Genomic DNA, 18,324 nt, shown 5'->3' on the forward strand with positions numbered 1-18,324 from the left:
TTATATGTTGAAATTAAGTCTTTATAAGTGTGACAAAGCAGTAATATAAAGATGTATAGAGAAGAGGAACCGTTTCCTTTCTTGGTCATAGGGACCGTTGGAAAGCAAGGTTCTCTTCTCTTAAATTTATACTGAAAGTTCCGAACAACTGATTGAGCTTTTAGGCTCGTATATAAGACTGGAAAATGCAGTATATGTTATTATTATGGAGGAATTATGAATTCATCAAATATTATTGCTGGCATTGATGTTAGCAAAAGTAAATTAGATATCCACATTCACCCACTTGAGCATTATAAAATATTTGAAAACAATGTACAATCCATTGATGAAATGCTGGACTTTTTACGTTTGCATAATGTAACCAAAGTTGGTCTTGAGGCAACTGGTGGATACGAAAAATTATGTGCCTATACTTTACTAAGCAATGGTTTTGAGGTGTACGTCATTCAACCTAGATGGGTTAGAGACTATGCTAAAAGCCTTAGTATTACTACAAAAACTGATAAAATAGACTGCAGTATCATTTCACGTTATATCAATAATACAGATATGCGTGTTACTCCTTTAACAGTTGATAATGGTAATATTGATTGCTTGAAACAAAAATTATCTCGTAGAAACCAACTTGTAGAAATAGCAAAAATACAAAAAACCCAAATCCAACAGGTAACTGATACATCTATAATCAAACAAATAGAGGAGCTTCTCGCGATTTTACGTAATCAAATTAAAACTTTAGAAGATGAAATGATTACATTTATCGATCAAAACCAAGAGCTTAAAAGAAAATATATATCAATAACTAGCATACCAGGTGTAAGTAAAATCACAGCCATTACTTTGATTTGCTATTTGCCCGAACTTGGAACCCTTCAAGAAAAGCAAATATCTAGCCTTGCAGGACTTGCACCTTTTAATCGAGACAGTGGTTTCAGTAAAGGAAAGAGATGTATTCAGGGCGGTAGATCACAAGTTAGAACGGTTTTACACATGTGTATTCTCAGTGCACAAAAAGTTAATTCTTATATCAACCCTTTCTTTACTAGATTATATAATCAATATAAAAAGCCATATAAAATTGCTTCCACTGCTGCCATGAGAAAACTGCTTATTTTTGCTAACTCTTTGGTCAGAGACGATAGAGTCTTTACTGAGGAATATAGTCCTCAGTCTGTTTCTATCTAAGCTAATTTATGGCAGAACTTGTGGATAAGTACGCTATACAAACTATAAGTACTTATCCACAGCTACACTAGATTAAGAATATTTAAATTAAGAGTCATAATATATTGATTTTTTATAAATCTACTAAATTGAAAATTTTTCGATATTTTTCATTTTTTTTATTGACTTTTAACACAACTGCTTTTTACTCCACATTTGAAAATAGTAATATATGTTTTCCCACCTTGGAAACTCTTTTGGCAACATTCTCCACTGACAACCACTTTTTAGCACGTATAACACTCCACAAAATACTTTGTATATATCAATTAATCTTGGTCTCGTTTTCTTTTTCCTACTTTCTAAAATTGGTTTGATTTTTTCAAATTGCTCACGACTTATGTCGCTTGGATACCTTTGACTCATTTATATACCTCATTATTTACCTGTTCCTACTTTAGCTCATCTCTTTGAGATTTTAAACAGGTTCTGAGAACAGTGATCAAACTCAACTTGAGCATTCCAGAGCTACACCGAAAACAGAGGAAAGAGGATCTTTGTCCAGCAGAGTAAGCAATGCCACATCAGTAGCGCATCTATCTTCTCAAATTAGCACCGAATATTAGCACTTGTCCAAACTAGGGGATGTTTTTTAAACATCCCCTAAATTCACATACAGGATTCTTTAATAAATCAATAGAATTGTATATCCTGTTTTAATATTTCCTTTACTAAATCCACAACTTTTTCATTTAATAATTTTGGTGTTAATGCTACCCTAAACCAACTAGCTATATTTACCTTGTATAATCTTGTTTCCCATATTGTTTATTCTATAAACAGGAATCGGTACAAAAACTTCTAGTGATATGCACCTTGTGGTAAGAAAAAATCAATACATTCACGATAAATTTACCTCATATCTGTGTTTTATATGTGGAAATTGGAATGGAAATTTATGTAGGCAAAGAAAAAAGAATAGCAAATGTGGTGACTCAACACTGGAGTGACATAAAAGGATCAGACAGAGATTGGCCAGAAAGGCACGAAATAGACACTGCAGAAATAATGGAGTCATGGCAGCATTGTTTTATCATTGAAGTCAAGGATCAAGGTTATATTTGTGAAAATGCAGGAGAAAAGGCTGTTGAATTCTATGGTTTTGAGAAAAAGATGCGCATTGATAATAAGTATGCAATTGATGCACCATTTCTGCGACTATATAAAATAGATGCAGTTATTGATAAACTTGATACTGTAATAGAGAGTAAATGCCCAATCAATGAAGAGGAAGAAAGTGAAAGTGTTAAAATGAGGCAAGTATTGTTGCCACTTGGGAATAAAGAAGGTATAACACATATATTGGGCGTAATTACATTTAAGCTCCTTTAATATACAATTTTAATTTGATTCTTTAATAAAATTATTTATACTACTACTTAATTACTATTAAAGAACTCAATAGTAGTATTTGTAAATTTATTTGGAATATGAAGAAAATAAAATTAAAAACCAAATCTTCTGTTAAAAAGCGCTTTCACCTTACAGCTAAGGGTAAAGTCATTTCTACTCAGTCAGGCAAAAGGCATGGCATGGTAAAGAGAAGTAAATCTAATATTCGTAATCAGCGCGGTACAACGATTCTTGGTAAATCTGATTCGCGTATAGTTAAGCTTTATATGCCTTATGGTATTTAACAAAATGGAGGTAAAATAAAATGGCTCGGGTAAAACGTGGAGTCACTACTCACGCTCGTCATAAAAAAATATTGAAACTGGCAAAGGGTTATAGAGGACGCGCAAAAAGTTGTTATAGAATTGCATTACAAAGAGTTGAAAAAGCACTGCAATATGCTTACAGAGACAGAAGAACCCGTAAACGTGATTTCCGTAGCTTATGGATAATACGTATTAATGCAGCAGCAAGAGAGCATGGGCTTACTTATGGTAGGTTTATGCATGGTCTTACACTTGCTGAAATTGATTTAAATAGAAAAATTCTTGCTGAGATGGCCGTTAATTATAAGGATGATTTTGCCAAATTAGTAGAAGCTGTAAGTGGTAAATTAGCGGAGAATTCTTAAAGCAAAAACACTTGAAAGCGTGAGAATTATTTTCATGGGGTCACCGGAATTCGCTGTTAGTACGCTAAACTTACTATTGAAATCACAGAATGAAATAGTAGCAGTATACACCAAGGCTCCAAAACCTTCAGGGCGTGGACAGAAGCCAACGAAATCTCCAGTACATGTTATCGCTGAAGAAAGTAACATAGAGGTATGTACTCCTATCTCTCTAAAGTTTTCGGCAGAGCAGGAAAAATTTAGAAATTTCAAACCAGACGTTGCAGTTGTAGCTGCGTATGGATTGATACTCCCAAGAGAAATTTTGAATATTCCAAAATATGGTTGTATTAATATTCATCCTTCATTATTACCAAGGTGGCGTGGTGCAGCTCCGATACAGCACACAATTTTAGCAGGAGATCAAGAAACCGGGGTTAGCATTATGCAATTGGGTGAAGGATTAGATTCCGGCCCTATTTTAAAACAGGAAAAATTTCTTATCGAAAAGAACGATAATTACAAGACATTGCACGATAAATTGTCTGAATTAGGCAGTGATTTACTGCTGGAAGTGCTAAACGAAATTGAAAAACAGGTTCCCTTAAAACAGAATAATAATGATGCATGTTACGCTGACAAAGTGGAAGACTATAAAATTTATGCAAGTGATGCTTGTGAAGTTGCTTATAGAAAGGTTAAAGCATTTTACCCAAAAGCGTTCATCAAGATAGAGAATAAACGTATCAGGATACTTGATGCTGACTTTGAAGCTCTCGCTTCAGAACAAGGTAAGATCGTTAATGATAATATGCACATAAGTTTAAAAGGTGGCACTTTAATTCCTAAAGTTGTACAAATGGAAGGGAGAAATCCTTGCAGTATTGAAGATTTTATTCGTGGCTTGAAATCAAGCATGGTAAAAAAATTTATAGAATAGACTACTTCAAAGAAGAGCTTAGTGTAGAAATGTAATAGCTAAATTTCCTTTTCTTAGATATAATCCTATAAAACTTTCTGTACAAAAATGAAAATACAAAGAGCTTTAATATCAGTATACGATAAAACGAATATAATTGATCTTGCATCGTTTTTAACGCAGCAACAAATAGAAATTCTTTCAACGGGAAATACTTATAAAGTGCTATCTAGTGCAGGAATAAAAACACAAGAGGTCTCAGATTACACACAATTTCCAGAGATACTGGGTGGTAGAGTGAAAACTTTACACCCTAAAATTCATGGAGGAATACTTTGTGATCGAGAAAAGCACAAAATGGAAATGCAAAATCTAGGTGTTGAGCCAATAGACCTGCTTATAACTAACCTATACCCATTTTGGGAGACAGTAAGTAGCGGCTCAAATGAAGAGCAAATCATAGAACAAATTGATATTGGTGGAGTGGCGTTAATCAGAGCTGCAGCAAAAAATTTTCATTTTACTTCAGTCATTTCCAGCATTCAAGACTATGAAGCACTGAAAGCTGAGATGATAGAAAATAACAATAAAACAACATTGGAATATAGAAAACATTTAGCAACCAAAGCATTTGCTCTCACTGCACACTACGATTCTAATATTCACAGTTGGTTTTTATCCCAGAGTAAAAATAATGAATTACCAGAGTTTTGTGCTCTATACGGGCATAAAGCACAAGTATTAAGGTATGGTGAAAATCCCCATCAAAAAGCTGCATTTTATAGTAATCAATTTACAAAATATCCGTTGGAAAAAATACATGGAAAAGAGCTGAGTTATAATAACATAGTAGATATAGAATCCGCACTTAACATAATTTCTGAGTTTAAAGAGCCTGCAGCAGTGATAATCAAGCACAATAACCCATGTGGCGTTGCTGTTGGTGATAATGCTTTGGAGGCATATGAAAAAGCTCTATCGTGTGATGAAGTAAGCAGTTTTGGCGGAATAGTCGCCTTAAATCGGGAGATAGATTTAAAGCTAGCAGAAAAATTAAACGAGATATTTTTGGAAGTAGTGATAACACCGTCAGTCAGCAATGAGGCACTAAAAATTTTACAAAGAAAGAAAAATTTAAGAGTGATTATTCATAAATCTTTCCAACAAAATGTGAAATACCAAATTAAAAATGTTGTTGGTGGGTTTTTGGTGCAAGAAAATAATAACCACACAATAAAAGCAGAAGAAATGAGCCAAGTAACAGAGCACACTGCAACAGACAAAGAAAAAAAAGATCTTATTTTTGCCTGGAAAATATGTAAACATGTAAAATCCAACGCAATAGTTATAGCAAAAGACGGTTGTGCTATTGGCATCGGTGCAGGACAAACAAGCAGAATAGATAGTGTTAACATTGCAGTGAAAAAAGCAGGTGAAAAATGTAAAGGTGCGGTGCTTGCTTCAGATGCATTTTTCCCATTCCCAGATAGCATAGTAGAAAGTACAAAACATGGGATTACAGCTATAATTCAGCCAGGTGGCTCGCTAAAAGATCAAGATGTGATAAAAGCTGCAAATGAAAATAAAATTGCTATGTTTTTCACTGGCGTTCGCAGTTTTTTCCATTAGGCTTTGTGTCTTATCCAAACTACACTGCTACAACTATACGAACATCGTCTACCATGCACGCTAACTATGGATTAGAAAAATAGTAAGAGAGGAGGGAAAAAGAGGGTAAACTCCAGTATTTTAGCAAGAAATAGGAGGTTACCCAATGAATAAGAATATAACAGAATTGTTCTGTTTTGTAGATGATTATTGTAAAATAATAGATGAAAATTTTGCCAACAGACTGTTGTCTAATGGTAAAAAACCTACCAGAGTGCCAGAAATAACGTATTCTGAAATTATCACAATAATTCTACTATACCAGCAATCTAGATACGAAAATTTTAAATCATTTTATCTATATTACTTAAAGTTGTTACATAAGTCGGACTTTCCAACACTACCTTCATATGATAGGTTTATTGCGTTAAAACCACGAGTTTTGTGGTATTTAGCAATGTTGCTACAGTGGTTAAGCAAAAACCACAGGCATTTCCTATATTGATTCAACTTCAATTGCAGTATGTCATAAAAAAAGAATCTAAAAACACAAAGTCTTTGCTAGAATTGCAAAAATAGGGAAAAACACTACTGGCTGGTTTTATGGCTTTAAATTACATATGGTAATCAATGAAATAGGTAAGGGGTTATTTTGACAAAGGGTAACGTTGACGATAGGAAACCAGTTCCAGACCTGACTAAAAAGTTAGCAGGTTTATTATTTGGAGATAAAGGTTATATTAAAAAAGATCTATTTTTTTGATAGAAATCTAAAGCTTGTTACCAAGGTGAAAAAAGGTATGAAAAATGCATTAATTCCTCTGAAAGAGAAGATTTTGTTACGGAAGAGATCGATTATCGAAACGGTCTTTGGTTACCTAAAAAATAGATTGGAAATTGAACATACTCGCCATAGATCTCCTGTTAGTTCACATTTTTTCCACGCTTATTTCATATTCCCTAAAACGGAAAAAACCTTCTATTTCCAGCACTTTCTTTACCGGCTAATCCATAGTTAGCGTTAGAGATACCGTGAATAAATCACGGTATGACGTAGAGCTCGCGTTAGCTATACTTTTATACTCACCAACTCAGTGTCTAATCTGGATCACAGTAGGCTTTGTTGCATCGCTAGCTATGATGGATTAAAGATAAAAAAGATGGAGAATATCAGTAGCTTATTATTCTGGTATTTATAACAAGAACGGTCAGTGAATACCTAAATTTGAGTAAAAGAAATTTCACTACCACTCACTAATCCGGCTAAAATTCAAGAATTTCAATGCTTTAGCTATTTTCAATAGAATTAAGTTTATTAATATAAATAATAAATTACTATTCTTAAATTTGATCAGATTGATTGCAAAAAAACAAGATTTTCAATAGGTTGCTTATAATCCTAGCTATAGTTAGCCTTTCATAAGTAGCGATGCAACAAAGCCATCCCAGTATCAAGCACTGGGATGACAGGAGAAGGAGGCTACTTGGATGACACCACTTTTGCTTCAATATTTGCGATGCCCCTGAACAGACAATGGCGTCAACTTAAGAACTTTCATTAGCAAACTCTCCTAAAGACATGATGGCGTTTGGGCTTATCTACCTTATTGCGGCTGTCCTGGTCGGATTTTAACTTTAGCGCGTATACTTGCTCTATCAAAAAGGGCTTGAAAGTTTTTTGGCGCAATAAGTACCTGATAGAGTTTCTGCCTCATTACACCAAATAAAACTGAAAAATTTATCAGCAATTTTATCTGGATTCCAAGGCCCTTGTGATATGAAGCGACAATATATTACACATGACTAAGTTTGCCCAAAATTCTTGTAATACAGCCTCTAAATTTACGCCAGAAAAATTCTCTAACTCTGCACCTATTTTGAGTCGTTTATAGCACTCTTCTATATGCCACCTTAACACATAAGCTTTGCTCCAAAGTCTCGGTCAAAAACTCTGTTTCCCCATTGGCTAATGTAAGCACTATTACTCTTACTTTTTGGCTTTTCGTTTTATTTTCTAGCACAAAATCTAATTCACCAGATGAACCATAGCTTGCTATAATTTCTTTTTTGCAAGCGAAAAATAAAGTCTACTTTCAATTCATAATGCTGCTGAATAAATTTTAATGAAGACGGTCGTAGATAAATAATTTGATTTAATGAACGCATTTGAGTAACGACTTCAGGTTTCTGCTAACGTTTGCTCAATAGGCTGTTTGGATGCTTAAATTCTTTAAAACCTGTATTTATATCTTGCTTTAGAAAAAGCTTGCTTTGAGGGTGGAACTTAATGAGCTCACATTCTATTCCTAAACTTTTCTTAATTAACTTTAAAATCATAGAAAATACTGTTGTAAAAGGAAGTTTTCTTGTTCGTGTAAAACTCAACACAATGGATTCTCTGAAAAGCTTTCGAGTATATTATATTTTTAATTTGTAGAATAAGATTTTTTCCTTTTTGCATGTTTCACCTAAAAAGGACATATTTTAGACTTCTTTGTTGAAATAAAACAGAAACAAAAGTGCTGTTTATTGCAGCTTTTGGGTAATTTAATGGTAAAAAATTTAGAGAGAAGTTTTATACACAATCACTGATATTTTCCCTTAAGTTGACGCCATTGGCTGAACGGATACCTTTAAATTGGCGCTGTAATAATTTGCTGACGCTTAGTTTAAGCGCGATTTGGCTGAATGTAGAAAAAATAAAAAAGACATGCAGCCGCTATAATTTTATGTAATCCGCCAATAAATACCCTGAGTTTTTTACTGAATTTTGTCATTGAGCCTGCAGGTCAAAAACAATGAGTCATAAATACCCTTAATACTACAATAAGGGGGCTGGCGGAGTTTGTCAAGTAAGTTTTTGTAGCTCTCATGGTTTTTGGATTCTAACTAACGTCATGCGCTGGAATAACACCATTGGTGGCAGACAGCTAAAGAAAAATATCAACTAGGTTTATAGTCTATTACTACTGTTTTTGCAATTTTGTCGTGAAGAAATTGTTTACGCTGGTCAAGGATTGCAAATAATATGATTAAGATTGATACAACTATGAATAGACTAGAAATATTGAATAGTGTGTAGCAGATTATAAAATATAATACTCCAAAAACTGCTGTTCTGCTTATTGCTTGTATTAGAGTGATTTTTTCAAGTGTATTTTCGTCTTTTACACGCATGCGAAGTAACAATTGTCCTGGAGTACCACCAAATTCTATTATCGTAAATACATAAAATATTAATTCCAATATCAACCCTATTACTTGTATAGTTACTGCTTTATCTAAAATCATTTCAGTTACATTGAGTGATAGAGAATATGCTAAAGTAAATCCAATGATAAATCCGATAACAAACCCCATTCCCTGTGCTAAAACATAATCGATTGCAAATGCAAAAATACGTCTTGTAATCCCTGCATAACTTACTTTAGTATCCATACTCTGCCCATGTTCTACTGTGACGTAACTAGTATAAAAATACGTTATTAAATAACCGTAAATATACTAATATGGGTAATATTAGCTGCTTGTGTCACTCTATCATTTGAATTAACATTAAATCATTTGTAGTTAGGAAAGTTATGTCAACACCAATCACAGTTGCGTATGGCGACGGTATCGGACCAGAGATTATGGAAGCGGTGCTGTCGATATTGCGCGAAGCAGAAGCAAAAATCTCAATAGATGTCATTGAAATAGGAGAGCGTGTTTATAGTAAGGAATGGTTTCATGGAATTTCTCCAAGTGGTTGGGAATCAATTGAAAGGACAAAAATATTATTAAAATCTCCAACAACAACTCCTCAAGGTAAAGGCCACAAGAGCTTAAATGTTGCACTCAGAAAAAATCTAGGGTTGTATACAAATATCAGACCATGCGTTTCATATCATCCTGTTATAGAAAATAAATTCGATAAGTTTGATATCGTAGTAATACGTGAAAATGAAGAGGACGTTTACACTGGAATAGAGCATAGGCTCACTGGTGACTTTTACCAATGCACTAAAATTATTACTAGATCTGGCTCAGAGAAGATATGCAGGTACGCTTTTGAATACGCGAAAAAACACAATAGAAAAAAAGTAACTTGCCTGACTAAAGATAACATCATGAAAATGACTGACGGAACTTTCCATGCAGCGTTTGATCGCATTGCAAAGGAATACCAGGACATAAAGGCAGAACATTATATAGTTGATATTGGAATGGCACGTGTTGCCACAGAACCGGAGAATTTCGATGTTATAGTAACTGAAAATCTATATGGTGATATATTATCGGACATTGTGGCACAAACTTCAGGGTCTGTAGGGCTTGCCGGAAGTAGTAACATTGGCAACGAATATGCGATGTTCGAAGCAGTGCACGGTTCTGCTCCTGATATTGCAGGAAAAAACATAGCCAATCCTTCTGGTCTTTTAAATGCTGCAGTGTATATGCTAATTTACATAGGTCAAGTGAGTACTGCAAAACTGGTTTACGATGCATGGCTCAAGACTTTGGAGGATGGAATACACACTGCCGATTTATATAAGGAGAGAAGGAGTAAACAGAAAGTTGGTACAAAAGAATTTGCAGAAGCTGTTATAGATAATCTAGGAAAGAAACCTGGAATATTACCTGAGCTTATAATCAGCAGTGGTTCGGATAGTAAAGTGAATAAAGTACAAGACAATTACGAGCAAGATTATAAAGTTAAAAAGCTAGTGGGTAGTGATATAACTCTCGCTTGGGACAAATCCAGTAATGTTGATCAAATAGTAGGATTATTTGAATCGAGTAATCCGCAAATTATAGCAATATACTCAAAAGGACTTGCGATCTGGCCAGGAAGTTCAAAATCTTCAAGTGACCAAATAACCTGTAGGTTTATCGCAAATAATGAAAAGCAAGCTATTACAAATAGTGATGTAAATAACTTGCTAATCAAACTCGAAGAAAATAGCTTTGATGTGGTGAGAATGGACAAATTGTATTTGTATGATGGGAAAGAGGGGTTCTTCGTTTAAATATTTAAAAGAGGTGTGGTAAATGAAATGGACTCAAAAAAAGTAGAATTGATATTTGAAAAATTTCAGCAATCAAATCCTACGCCAAAAATAGAGCTAAATTATACCAATCATTTTACGTTACTGATTGCGATAGTTTTATCAGCACGGACAACCGATGTAAGCGTTAATAAAATTACAAGAGAACTATTTAATATCGCTAATACGCCAGAAAAAATGCTGAGCTTGGGACAAAATGAGCTGAAAAAATGCATAAGCAGTATTGGTTTATATAATTCCAAAGCAAAAAACATAATCGGGCTCAGCAAAATATTGATTGAGCGGTACAATAGCAAAGTGCCTACTGATTTCGATGATTTGGTGTCTTTACCAGGGGTTGGGAGAAAGAGCGCTAATGTGTTCTTAAATTCGGGGCTTGGTATTCCAACATTGGCGGTTGATACTCATGTTTTTAGGGTGAGCAATAGAGTTGGACTTGTGAAAGAAAAAGATGTGTTTAAAACAGAGCAATCTCTTTTAAATGTAGTTCCAAAAGAATACCTGCTTTATGCTCATCACTGGCTAGTTTTGCATGGTAGATATGTTTGCAAAGCACAGAAACCTTCGTGTGAAACGTGTATAATTCATGATTTATGTGAATTTGAGTGCAAAAGGTATAAGGTCTAGTATTTCTTCTTTTGTCATCTAAGTAGCTCATAGAAATGCAAAAATTCCTTGACACCCTTTTGGATGGAAATCAGTGTCAGCTACTTTCATGACACCATCTGCTGTGCGGATTGCTTTCTAAAACAAACGTTTGTATAGTTATACATAGTGTACTACATATTGATTTTTATTATTAGCACAGATACGATAAAGCTTTAAGCACTGGATAATGAAGCAATTCGAGAACTTTTACATCACCACGCCAATATATTACGTAAACGATAAGCCGCATATCGGTCATGCATACACTTCTCTTTTGTGTGATGTTGTGGCAAGGTTCATGAAACTAGCTGGAAAAAATGTCAAATTTACCACCGGTACAGATGAACATGGACAAAAAATAGAAAAAGCAGCTAAAGCAAAGGAAATGCAGCCAAAAGAATTTACAGATGAAGTGAGCGTTTCATTTAAAGAATTGGCTATGTTTATGAATTTTGAGTATGACGATTTTATTCGCACTACGGAGGAGCGTCACAAAAAAGCAGTTATAGCTTTATGGAATAGACTTGAAGAGAGAGGACAAATATATTTGGATTCCTATTCGGGTTGGTATTCAGTTCGTGATGAAGCATTTTATCAGGAATCAGAACTGATAGATGGCAAAGCACCAACAGGTGCTGAGGTTGAGTGGGTAAAAGAAGAGAGCTACTTTTTTCGCTTGTCAAACTGGCAAAACAAATTACTGGAACTCTATAAAAATCAGCCAAATTTTATCTTTCCTGAGAGCAGAAAAAATGAAGTGGTATCGTTTGTAAGATCAGGACTCACTGATCTTTCAATCTCTCGTACTAGTTTTAACTGGGGAATAAAAGTACCAGGTAATGACAAGCACGTAATCTATGTCTGGATAGATGCATTAACCAATTATCTTACATCAATAGGTTTCCCTAGCACAGAAGATGAAGGATATAAGAAGTTTTGGGCAAGTGACAGCTCTTCCAACGTTCATGTAATCGGCAAAGACATATTACGCTTTCACGCTGTATATTGGCCAGCGATTCTCCTTGCAGCAGATTTGCCACTGCCAAAACAAATTGCAGTTCATGGTTGGTGGTTGAACGAGGGAGAAAAAATATCCAAGTCCCTTGGTAATGTCATAGATCCAATCGGCCTCGCTCAAGAGTTTGGTGTTGATCAACTACGCTATTTTCTCCTCAGGGAAGCAAGTTTTGGCCAGGATGGCAACTTTAGTAAGAAAAACATGATCAGCCGAATAAACTCAGAACTGGCAAACAACATAGGCAATTTAGTACAAAGAACAATTTCATTTTTACACAAGCAATGTTCTGGAATTGTACCGACAATCGATCAAAGCCTACTTAAAGGTGAAGAAAGTCTTCCAGGTTGCAAAGCTATACTCGATCAAGTGATGAGTCACCTATCAAAGTATGAATTTAACCAGATTATACTTCTAATTATCAATATCTCTTCTGAAGCCAACGCTTATATAGACAAAAGTGCACCCTGGATATTAAGCAAAACCGATAGAGTGCGTATGAACTTAGTAATCTACAAACTACTGGAATATATCAGGATAATTGGCACTTTATTGCAGCCAATTGTTCCCAAATCAGCAGAAACGATACTCGATCAACTGCAAATTCCAAAAGAGCAACGTGATTTAAAATCTCTGTGCGACGCGTGCGTAAGTTCAGGCATAACATTGCCTAAACCTACGCCGGTTTTTTTGAGGGTTGACATTTGAGTAGAGAGCATATAATATGCCCTCTACTATTTTGTTTTAAAGTGCCGGGCTGGTTGCAACAAACGATTGAGTTACGTTAACATCATCAAACGATGCTGACACAGGAGTGGTAGCATAATTATAAAAAACATAAGGCAAATAACTCGCAGCTACAACAGGTGTAATTTTTTTTGCTTGACCAACAAGCCAATTAACTGCACCTACCGCCTGATTTACATAACCATTAACTTTAGTTTCCTCTTTATATTGACCATCTTCAGTTTTAGTATTAGGATTCCCGATAGCTACACTATCTAAAACCTTTCCCTGCTTTTCCTCTTTAAATAGACTCCTGAGATCTGCATAATCTAAAACTTTTTGTTCTTTCTCTCTACGCTTCAGTTCATGATCTTTATTAGGATTAACAATAATTTTATTCTTAGCCTCTATTGCTTTCTCTTTCTTAGCCAACTGGTTTTCCAGGCTAGAAATCTTAATATCTTTCTCAGCCAGTTGAGTATCTTTCTCAGAAATGGTCTTGTTTTTGTTAATTGCTACAGCTGAAAGTGCAATAGTCGCAGCAGAAAATATGGCAAGGCCTACAAGGCCTGCAATAAGTGGAAGACTTGCATTAAAAACTGCAACTGCAATTAAGACACCAACTACTCCAGATGATACCAGAGCTAAAGTAGCCAAAGTACCAGCTACAAGATAAGGTGCGTTAGTTTTATTAAATATATTTTTCATTGTATACCTCACTAAAATAATTAATTTATTACTAAAGATTGTAGCACAAATAAAAAGATATGTCAATTTTATTAACAAATTAATGAATCGCAATGAGGTAAACCTTACCGTCATACCGCGATTCATTCGCGTTATCCCAGCCATAGATCCCGCTAACAAGTAGCGGGATGACAAGGGTAGATATTGACAAAAGATTACTGAAGGCTACAAACTATGCCTCTCCGTGTAATCTTTAAATGAACCTCTGTTAGAGTCAAAATATAGCTTCACACTGCCAATTGGTCCATTTCTCTGCTTTGCAATAATGAGCTCTGCAATGTTTCTAATTTTTTCCATTTTCTCTTGCCATTCCCGATGTTTATTATTCCCTTCATTCGGCTGTTTTCTTAGTTCATAATACTCTTCTCTATAGAGAAACATTACTATATCTGCGTCTTGCTCTATGCTTCCTGAATCACGTAAATCAGAAAGTTGTGGTTTTTTATCATCCCTCTGCTCAACAGAACGAGAGAGCTGAGATAGTGCAACAATGGGAATATTTAGCTCCTTTGCAATTGCTTTCAAACCCTGCGTCACTTCCGAGATTTCTTGCACTCTATTTTCATGACTCCTTTTTGTTGTTCCTCTGATTAGCTGCAAATAATCAATGAATACCACTTCTACATTATATAATTGATACAGCAAGCGTATTCTGGTGCGAAGGGCACTAATTGATAGCGCAGGGGTGTCATCTATGATAAAAGGCAGTTCAGATAATTCTGTACTAGCATTGATAAATTCATGCAATTCAAAATCACTAATTCTCCCGGTTAATGCCTTATAATAACTAATCCCTGAATCTATAGTGATCAGCCTTGCAGTTAATTGCTCTGCTGACATTTCAAGCGAGAAAAACGCTACATAGTGTTGTTTATCTGCTCTTTTTTGCAACATCTTACAAGCATTAAGTGCGATGTTTAGCGCCAATGCTGTTTTACCCATAGAAGGCCTTGCAGCTAGAATTAATAGGTCAGATTTCTGCAAACCACCAAGAAGCTGATTTAGATCTTGAAGTCCGGTTGTAACGCCCAGCGCTTCAGGATTATTTTTCAGCGTGCTGATCTTCTCAACTACGTCTTTAATTGAACTTGCAAGTTTTATATATGTTTTCTCACCTTGTTTTTTTATTGCTAAGTTGAACAATTTTGTCATTGCTTGTTCAATTTGCGCTTGTGCAGGATTTTCAATATCGTAGTTGTAGCTATCACCAACTATTTCTTGCCCGAGCTTAATTAAACATCTCCTTAAGTAAGTGTCACGGATTATTCTAGTCAAACTATAGATATCAAGTGCAATACTTGCTTTAGCTGCAAGCTTTGCTAAGTACTCTACCCCACCACATTCGGTAAATGCTTGGTCGTTCTCAAAAAACATTTTTAGGCTGAGTTCATTGGCAATTATGCCGTGTTTTCTGGTTTTGGATATTTGCGTAAAAATACTTTGATGTAATGGATCATAGAAATTTTCTGCTGTTATTGTGTCTTCAACTGCATCACAGATTCTATTATCACGGATCATTGCACCAATAAGCATTTGCTCGGCTTCTAAATTATGCGGTAATTTGCATATTTCCTTGTCTACACCTCTTGAACTGAGGAGACTAGCTAATTCATTCATTTTAAGTTTTGAGAGTAACTGTTGATTATTGTAGAATATTTAGTTTTGATTTGAAAGACATATAAAATTTGACTAATTTTGTGCTACCTATAGCATTAAAACTTAATGCCCCTGTGGTGGAATGGTAGACACGGCAGACTCAAAATCTGTTGCTTGCAAAAGCATGCTGGTTCAAGTCCGGCCAGGGGCACGTTAAATATTGGAAAGTGTATATATGTTACATAAATTTTTTGATCGTTTATTTTCTATTTTTTCTTCTATAAATGTTATTCAAAAGGTAAAGAAAGATGAAAATGGAATATGTTATGTAACGGGCCTCAGGCGCTATATATCAGTATTGCTTGATTTGATTATTATTGTCTTGTTCTTGCAGTTTTGCAGCCAAGCCTTAAATCAGCTCTTTATGAACTCAGAGGATAGCAAAATATTAAGTCAAATTGCTGCAAAATCCCAAATGCAAGCACCACTGTCTGCGGAAGAAAAGGCAATGCAGAGTAGACTTGGTAAACTGTGGATCCTAAATCAAATAGTCCAATGCATTATGCTCTTTTGCTATGTAACATATATGTGGGTAAGGTTTGCTGCCACACCTGGAAAACTATTACTTGGGCTTAGAGTTGTGGATGCACAAACTTTCGAAAAGATGACTCTAAGACAAGCAACAAAGAGATTTTTTTCCTTTATATTGTCAGTTGCACCATTATTCTTGGGCTTTTTATGGTCAAATTTCAACAAACGCTGTCAAACTTGGCACGACAAGATCGCAGGCACAGTAGTTGTCACGAGTAAAAGCCTTAGAAGGCAGAGCTAAAAACTACTTGACACCCTCCGCCAGCCCCCTTATCATAAAACTGAAGGTATTCAGTTATCTTCATCTGTGCAGATTAAACAGCAAAAAAACAACGTAGTTGGCGTCTTATTTTTAATTTTTTGCACTATGTGCACCTTATGTCTTCACAACATTTCTAGGTTTTTACCTATATAAGCTGAAACGCGCTTATAAGTCGTTTAAGACAGTATAGTACGCCAATTTGAAGGATTAGAGAGTGAACACTAATTACCACGGGGTTTCTTTTGCCTTTTTTTCTGCTTAGTAAATTTCTTAAACATTTTAGCTAAAGTTAGTTGCACTTAAAAGCAGCTAAATTGCAGCGTTTAAGGCTTAAAAAACGCCAAATACTGAAAATAGACAATGACCAGGGCTTCTTTTGCCTTTTTTTTGTTTAGTAAATTTCTTAACGTTTGTAGCTGAACGACAACCGTCATCCCAGTACCTTCTCTTGTCATCCCAGTGCCCAGACACTGGGATGGCTTTGTTGCATCGCTACTTATGAAAGGCTAACTATAGCTAGGATTATAAGCAACCTATTGAAAATCTTGTTTTTTTGCAATCAATCTGATCAAATTTAAGAATAGTAATTTATTATTTATATTAATAAACTTAATTCTATTGAAAATAGCTAAAGCATTGAAATTCTTGAATTTTAGCCAGATTAGTGAGTGGTAGTGAAATTTCTTTTACTCAAATTTAGGTATTCACTGACCGTTCTTGTTATAAATACCAGAATAATAAGCTACTGATATTCTCCATCTTTTTTATCTTTAATCCATCATAGCTAGCGATGCAACAAAGCCCACTGGGATCCAGGAATTTTATTAAGTTGGTAAGCATAAAAGTAGCCGTTTTATGCTAAAGTACAACGTTTTGATGATTATGAAAAAGCTGGATTCCAGTGGGCTTTGTTGCATCGCACCTTATACTGGTAGTAATTTACGATAAATATCATGTAGCCATTTCAAATTTAGCCATACCAATTTCAGTAAATTGATTAAGCAAATAGCACTTAATCAGCAATTCTTTTTCGCGATTTACTTCGGATTTATTCCTAAAGCTGAATCCAAATATTTGCTTTAATCTTGAGAAAAACCCTTCAATATAAGATCTTTTCCCATAATTTACTTCTTTTTTCCATTCTTTCACGCCATCTTCACCGTATAATTTTATTAACCTAATAGCAGCATTTCTGTCAGACATATAATCTATTTCTGGATGTTCTGCCGCATTGTTTATTGGTGGAATTTTTGCCTTTATATCATATTCGTGACACAATTTGTAAAACTTGTGCCTATCATATGCCCTATCTGCATATAGTGCTTTTATGACATGCTGAAAATTAACTTCTTTAAGCAAATCGCAAGCTCCATAGTGATCAGAGTAGACACCGTTACTGTATTTTACAGCTATGGCTTTTTTGCTGTTTATATTCAACATTACATGCAATTTTCTTGTCTGTTCATAGCCACGATATTTTCTGTTAGCGCTATTTTCCTTGCTGTGACCAGGGGTATTGTTGTAAATGCTGATACCTGTACTATCTATAGCAATTTCGATGTCTTCCATATTATTTTTATCAATTCTGCAATCATTGATCTTAATATTAAGTTTCTTAAACCTTCTTGATGCTTGTGAATAGCTGATAACTGCTAAATCTCTTCCTATTTGTTGCATATATCCTTTTATAAACCCCACCGTTTGTCTTAAACCAATTCTAAAAAGATTGACAATTATATGCACCAAAATCACAACTTTATCACTGTAAATATAGTTGCCGCCTTGCATTTTTGGACTATTTTCATACCAATTTTCTATGGCTTCATTGATATAATGAAAAATATTTCCTCTTTCCTGGAGAAATTTGTTATATTCATTTTGGTTACTGACTTTCATTTTCTGTGGCATATTTTTTCTTCAACAGTTAAATGGTTA

Annotated in this window: 16 protein-coding genes, 1 tRNA gene and 3 pseudogenes; 13 read left to right on the top strand and 7 right to left on the bottom strand. The window is 34.8% G+C overall.

Features of this window, described 5'->3' with window-relative positions:
• Positions 1-216: 216 nt before the first annotated feature.
• Positions 217-1,188, top strand: a complete 972-nt coding sequence (locus tag OPR48_RS01515; RefSeq protein ID WP_265026283.1) for an IS110 family RNA-guided transposase — start codon at positions 217-219, stop codon at positions 1,186-1,188.
• Positions 1,189-1,371: 183 nt separating this feature from the next.
• On the opposite strand, the pseudogene OPR48_RS01520 reads toward OPR48_RS01515, so the two are convergent.
• Positions 1,372-1,593, bottom strand: a pseudogene (locus OPR48_RS01520) (transposase); the annotation flags it as partial.
• Positions 1,594-2,115: 522 nt separating this feature from the next.
• On the opposite strand from OPR48_RS01520, the gene OPR48_RS01525 reads away from it, so the two are divergent.
• The 6 genes and pseudogenes from OPR48_RS01525 (at position 2,116) to OPR48_RS01550 (ending at position 6,764) form a co-directional block, all read left to right on the top strand.
• Positions 2,116-2,559: a PAS domain-containing protein gene (locus OPR48_RS01525; protein ID WP_320109932.1), complete on the top strand. Its 444-nt coding sequence runs from the start codon at positions 2,116-2,118 to the stop codon at positions 2,557-2,559.
• A gap of 98 nt (positions 2,560-2,657) precedes the next feature.
• A complete protein-coding gene (gene rpmI, locus OPR48_RS01530) occupies positions 2,658-2,864 on the top strand; it encodes a 50S ribosomal protein L35 (RefSeq protein WP_015589253.1) in 207 nt (68 codons plus the stop codon).
• A gap of 20 nt (positions 2,865-2,884) precedes the next feature.
• Positions 2,885-3,250: a 50S ribosomal protein L20 gene (gene rplT / locus OPR48_RS01535; RefSeq protein WP_265026285.1), complete on the top strand. Its 366-nt coding sequence runs from the start codon at positions 2,885-2,887 to the stop codon at positions 3,248-3,250.
• 19 nt (positions 3,251-3,269) lie between these two features.
• Positions 3,270-4,169, top strand: a complete 900-nt coding sequence (gene fmt, locus OPR48_RS01540; RefSeq protein ID WP_265026286.1) for a methionyl-tRNA formyltransferase — start codon at positions 3,270-3,272, stop codon at positions 4,167-4,169.
• A gap of 87 nt (positions 4,170-4,256) precedes the next feature.
• Positions 4,257-5,777, top strand: coding sequence for a bifunctional phosphoribosylaminoimidazolecarboxamide formyltransferase/IMP cyclohydrolase (gene purH, locus OPR48_RS01545; RefSeq protein ID WP_265026287.1), 1,521 nt, complete (start codon positions 4,257-4,259; stop codon positions 5,775-5,777).
• Between the two features lie 145 nt (positions 5,778-5,922).
• Positions 5,923-6,764, top strand: a pseudogene (locus OPR48_RS01550) (IS982 family transposase).
• Between the two features lie 333 nt (positions 6,765-7,097).
• Here the strand turns inward: OPR48_RS01550 and OPR48_RS01555 are convergent.
• The 3 genes and pseudogenes from OPR48_RS01555 to OPR48_RS01565 all read right to left on the bottom strand — a co-directional run bounded on the left by OPR48_RS01555 (position 7,098) and on the right by OPR48_RS01565 (position 9,194).
• Positions 7,098-7,265, bottom strand: a complete 168-nt coding sequence (locus OPR48_RS01555; protein ID WP_265026288.1) for a hypothetical protein — start codon at positions 7,263-7,265, stop codon at positions 7,098-7,100.
• 49 nt (positions 7,266-7,314) lie between these two features.
• Positions 7,315-8,217: pseudogene (locus OPR48_RS01560) on the bottom strand (transposase).
• A 482-nt stretch (positions 8,218-8,699) separates the two neighbouring features.
• Complete coding sequence (locus tag OPR48_RS01565; protein ID WP_265026289.1) at positions 8,700-9,194, bottom strand: RDD family protein; 495 nt, start codon at positions 9,192-9,194, stop codon at positions 8,700-8,702.
• Positions 9,195-9,337: 143 nt separating this feature from the next.
• Here OPR48_RS01565 and icd point away from each other — a divergent pair, with 143 nt between their 5' ends.
• The 3 genes from icd (at position 9,338) to metG (ending at position 13,175) form a co-directional block, all read left to right on the top strand.
• Positions 9,338-10,765 (top strand): isocitrate dehydrogenase, encoded by a 1,428-nt coding sequence (gene icd / locus OPR48_RS01570; RefSeq protein WP_265026290.1) that lies wholly within the window; start codon positions 9,338-9,340, stop codon positions 10,763-10,765.
• 27 nt (positions 10,766-10,792) lie between these two features.
• Positions 10,793-11,431: an endonuclease III gene (gene nth, locus OPR48_RS01575; protein ID WP_265026603.1), complete on the top strand. Its 639-nt coding sequence runs from the start codon at positions 10,793-10,795 to the stop codon at positions 11,429-11,431.
• A 208-nt stretch (positions 11,432-11,639) separates the two neighbouring features.
• Entirely contained in the window at positions 11,640-13,175 is a 1,536-nt protein-coding gene (metG, locus tag OPR48_RS01580; protein WP_265026291.1) for a methionine--tRNA ligase, read from the top strand.
• 36 nt (positions 13,176-13,211) lie between these two features.
• Here the strand turns inward: metG and OPR48_RS01585 are convergent, their stop codons facing one another.
• Positions 13,212-13,901 carry a hypothetical protein gene (locus tag OPR48_RS01585; protein ID WP_265026292.1) on the bottom strand — a complete coding sequence of 230 codons (690 nt, stop codon included), beginning with the start codon at positions 13,899-13,901 and terminating at the stop codon, positions 13,212-13,214.
• 204 nt (positions 13,902-14,105) lie between these two features.
• Complete coding sequence (locus OPR48_RS01590; protein ID WP_265026293.1) at positions 14,106-15,557, bottom strand: replicative DNA helicase; 1,452 nt, start codon at positions 15,555-15,557, stop codon at positions 14,106-14,108.
• 107 nt (positions 15,558-15,664) lie between these two features.
• Between OPR48_RS01590 and OPR48_RS01595 the strand changes: the two genes are divergently transcribed.
• From OPR48_RS01595 to OPR48_RS01605, 3 genes are all read left to right on the top strand, one after another.
• Positions 15,665-15,747, top strand: a tRNA-Leu gene (locus OPR48_RS01595).
• 24 nt (positions 15,748-15,771) lie between these two features.
• Positions 15,772-16,368 (top strand): RDD family protein, encoded by a 597-nt coding sequence (locus OPR48_RS01600; RefSeq protein WP_265026294.1) that lies wholly within the window; start codon positions 15,772-15,774, stop codon positions 16,366-16,368.
• 397 nt (positions 16,369-16,765) lie between these two features.
• Positions 16,766-16,891, top strand: coding sequence for a hypothetical protein (locus OPR48_RS01605; protein WP_265026295.1), 126 nt, complete (start codon positions 16,766-16,768; stop codon positions 16,889-16,891).
• Between the two features lie 449 nt (positions 16,892-17,340).
• On the opposite strand, the gene OPR48_RS01610 is transcribed toward OPR48_RS01605, so the two are convergent.
• On the bottom strand, positions 17,341-18,297 hold the full coding sequence (locus OPR48_RS01610) for an IS5 family transposase (RefSeq protein WP_265025723.1): 957 nt from the start codon (positions 18,295-18,297) through the stop codon (positions 17,341-17,343).
• Positions 18,298-18,324: the final 27 nt, after the last annotated feature.

It is taken from the genome of Wolbachia endosymbiont (group A) of Bibio marci, assembly GCF_947251645.1.
Classification (GTDB): Bacteria; Pseudomonadota; Alphaproteobacteria; order Rickettsiales; family Anaplasmataceae; genus Wolbachia.

What these genes read in the sequence shown, in the direction of transcription:
- OPR48_RS01515 (WP_265026283.1), top strand. Translation starts at nt 217, where the DNA reads ATGAATTCATCAAATATTATTGCTGGCATTGATGTTAGCAAAAGTAAA.
- purH (WP_265026287.1), top strand. Translation starts at nt 4,257, where the DNA reads ATGAAAATACAAAGAGCTTTAATATCAGTATACGATAAAACGAATATA.
- OPR48_RS01525 (WP_320109932.1), top strand. Translation starts at nt 2,116, where the DNA reads ATGGAAATTTATGTAGGCAAAGAAAAAAGAATAGCAAATGTGGTGACT.
- metG (WP_265026291.1), top strand. Translation starts at nt 11,640, where the DNA reads ATGAAGCAATTCGAGAACTTTTACATCACCACGCCAATATATTACGTA.
- icd (WP_265026290.1), top strand. Translation starts at nt 9,338, where the DNA reads ATGTCAACACCAATCACAGTTGCGTATGGCGACGGTATCGGACCAGAG.
- nth (WP_265026603.1), top strand. Translation starts at nt 10,793, where the DNA reads ATGGACTCAAAAAAAGTAGAATTGATATTTGAAAAATTTCAGCAATCA.
- OPR48_RS01565 (WP_265026289.1), bottom strand. Translation starts at nt 9,194, where the DNA reads ATGGATACTAAAGTAAGTTATGCAGGGATTACAAGACGTATTTTTGCA.
- OPR48_RS01600 (WP_265026294.1), top strand. Translation starts at nt 15,772, where the DNA reads ATGTTACATAAATTTTTTGATCGTTTATTTTCTATTTTTTCTTCTATA.
- OPR48_RS01590 (WP_265026293.1), bottom strand. Translation starts at nt 15,557, where the DNA reads ATGAATGAATTAGCTAGTCTCCTCAGTTCAAGAGGTGTAGACAAGGAA.
- rpmI (WP_015589253.1), top strand. Translation starts at nt 2,658, where the DNA reads ATGAAGAAAATAAAATTAAAAACCAAATCTTCTGTTAAAAAGCGCTTT.
- OPR48_RS01610 (WP_265025723.1), bottom strand. Translation starts at nt 18,297, where the DNA reads ATGCCACAGAAAATGAAAGTCAGTAACCAAAATGAATATAACAAATTT.
- rplT (WP_265026285.1), top strand. Translation starts at nt 2,885, where the DNA reads ATGGCTCGGGTAAAACGTGGAGTCACTACTCACGCTCGTCATAAAAAA.
- OPR48_RS01585 (WP_265026292.1), bottom strand. Translation starts at nt 13,901, where the DNA reads ATGAAAAATATATTTAATAAAACTAACGCACCTTATCTTGTAGCTGGT.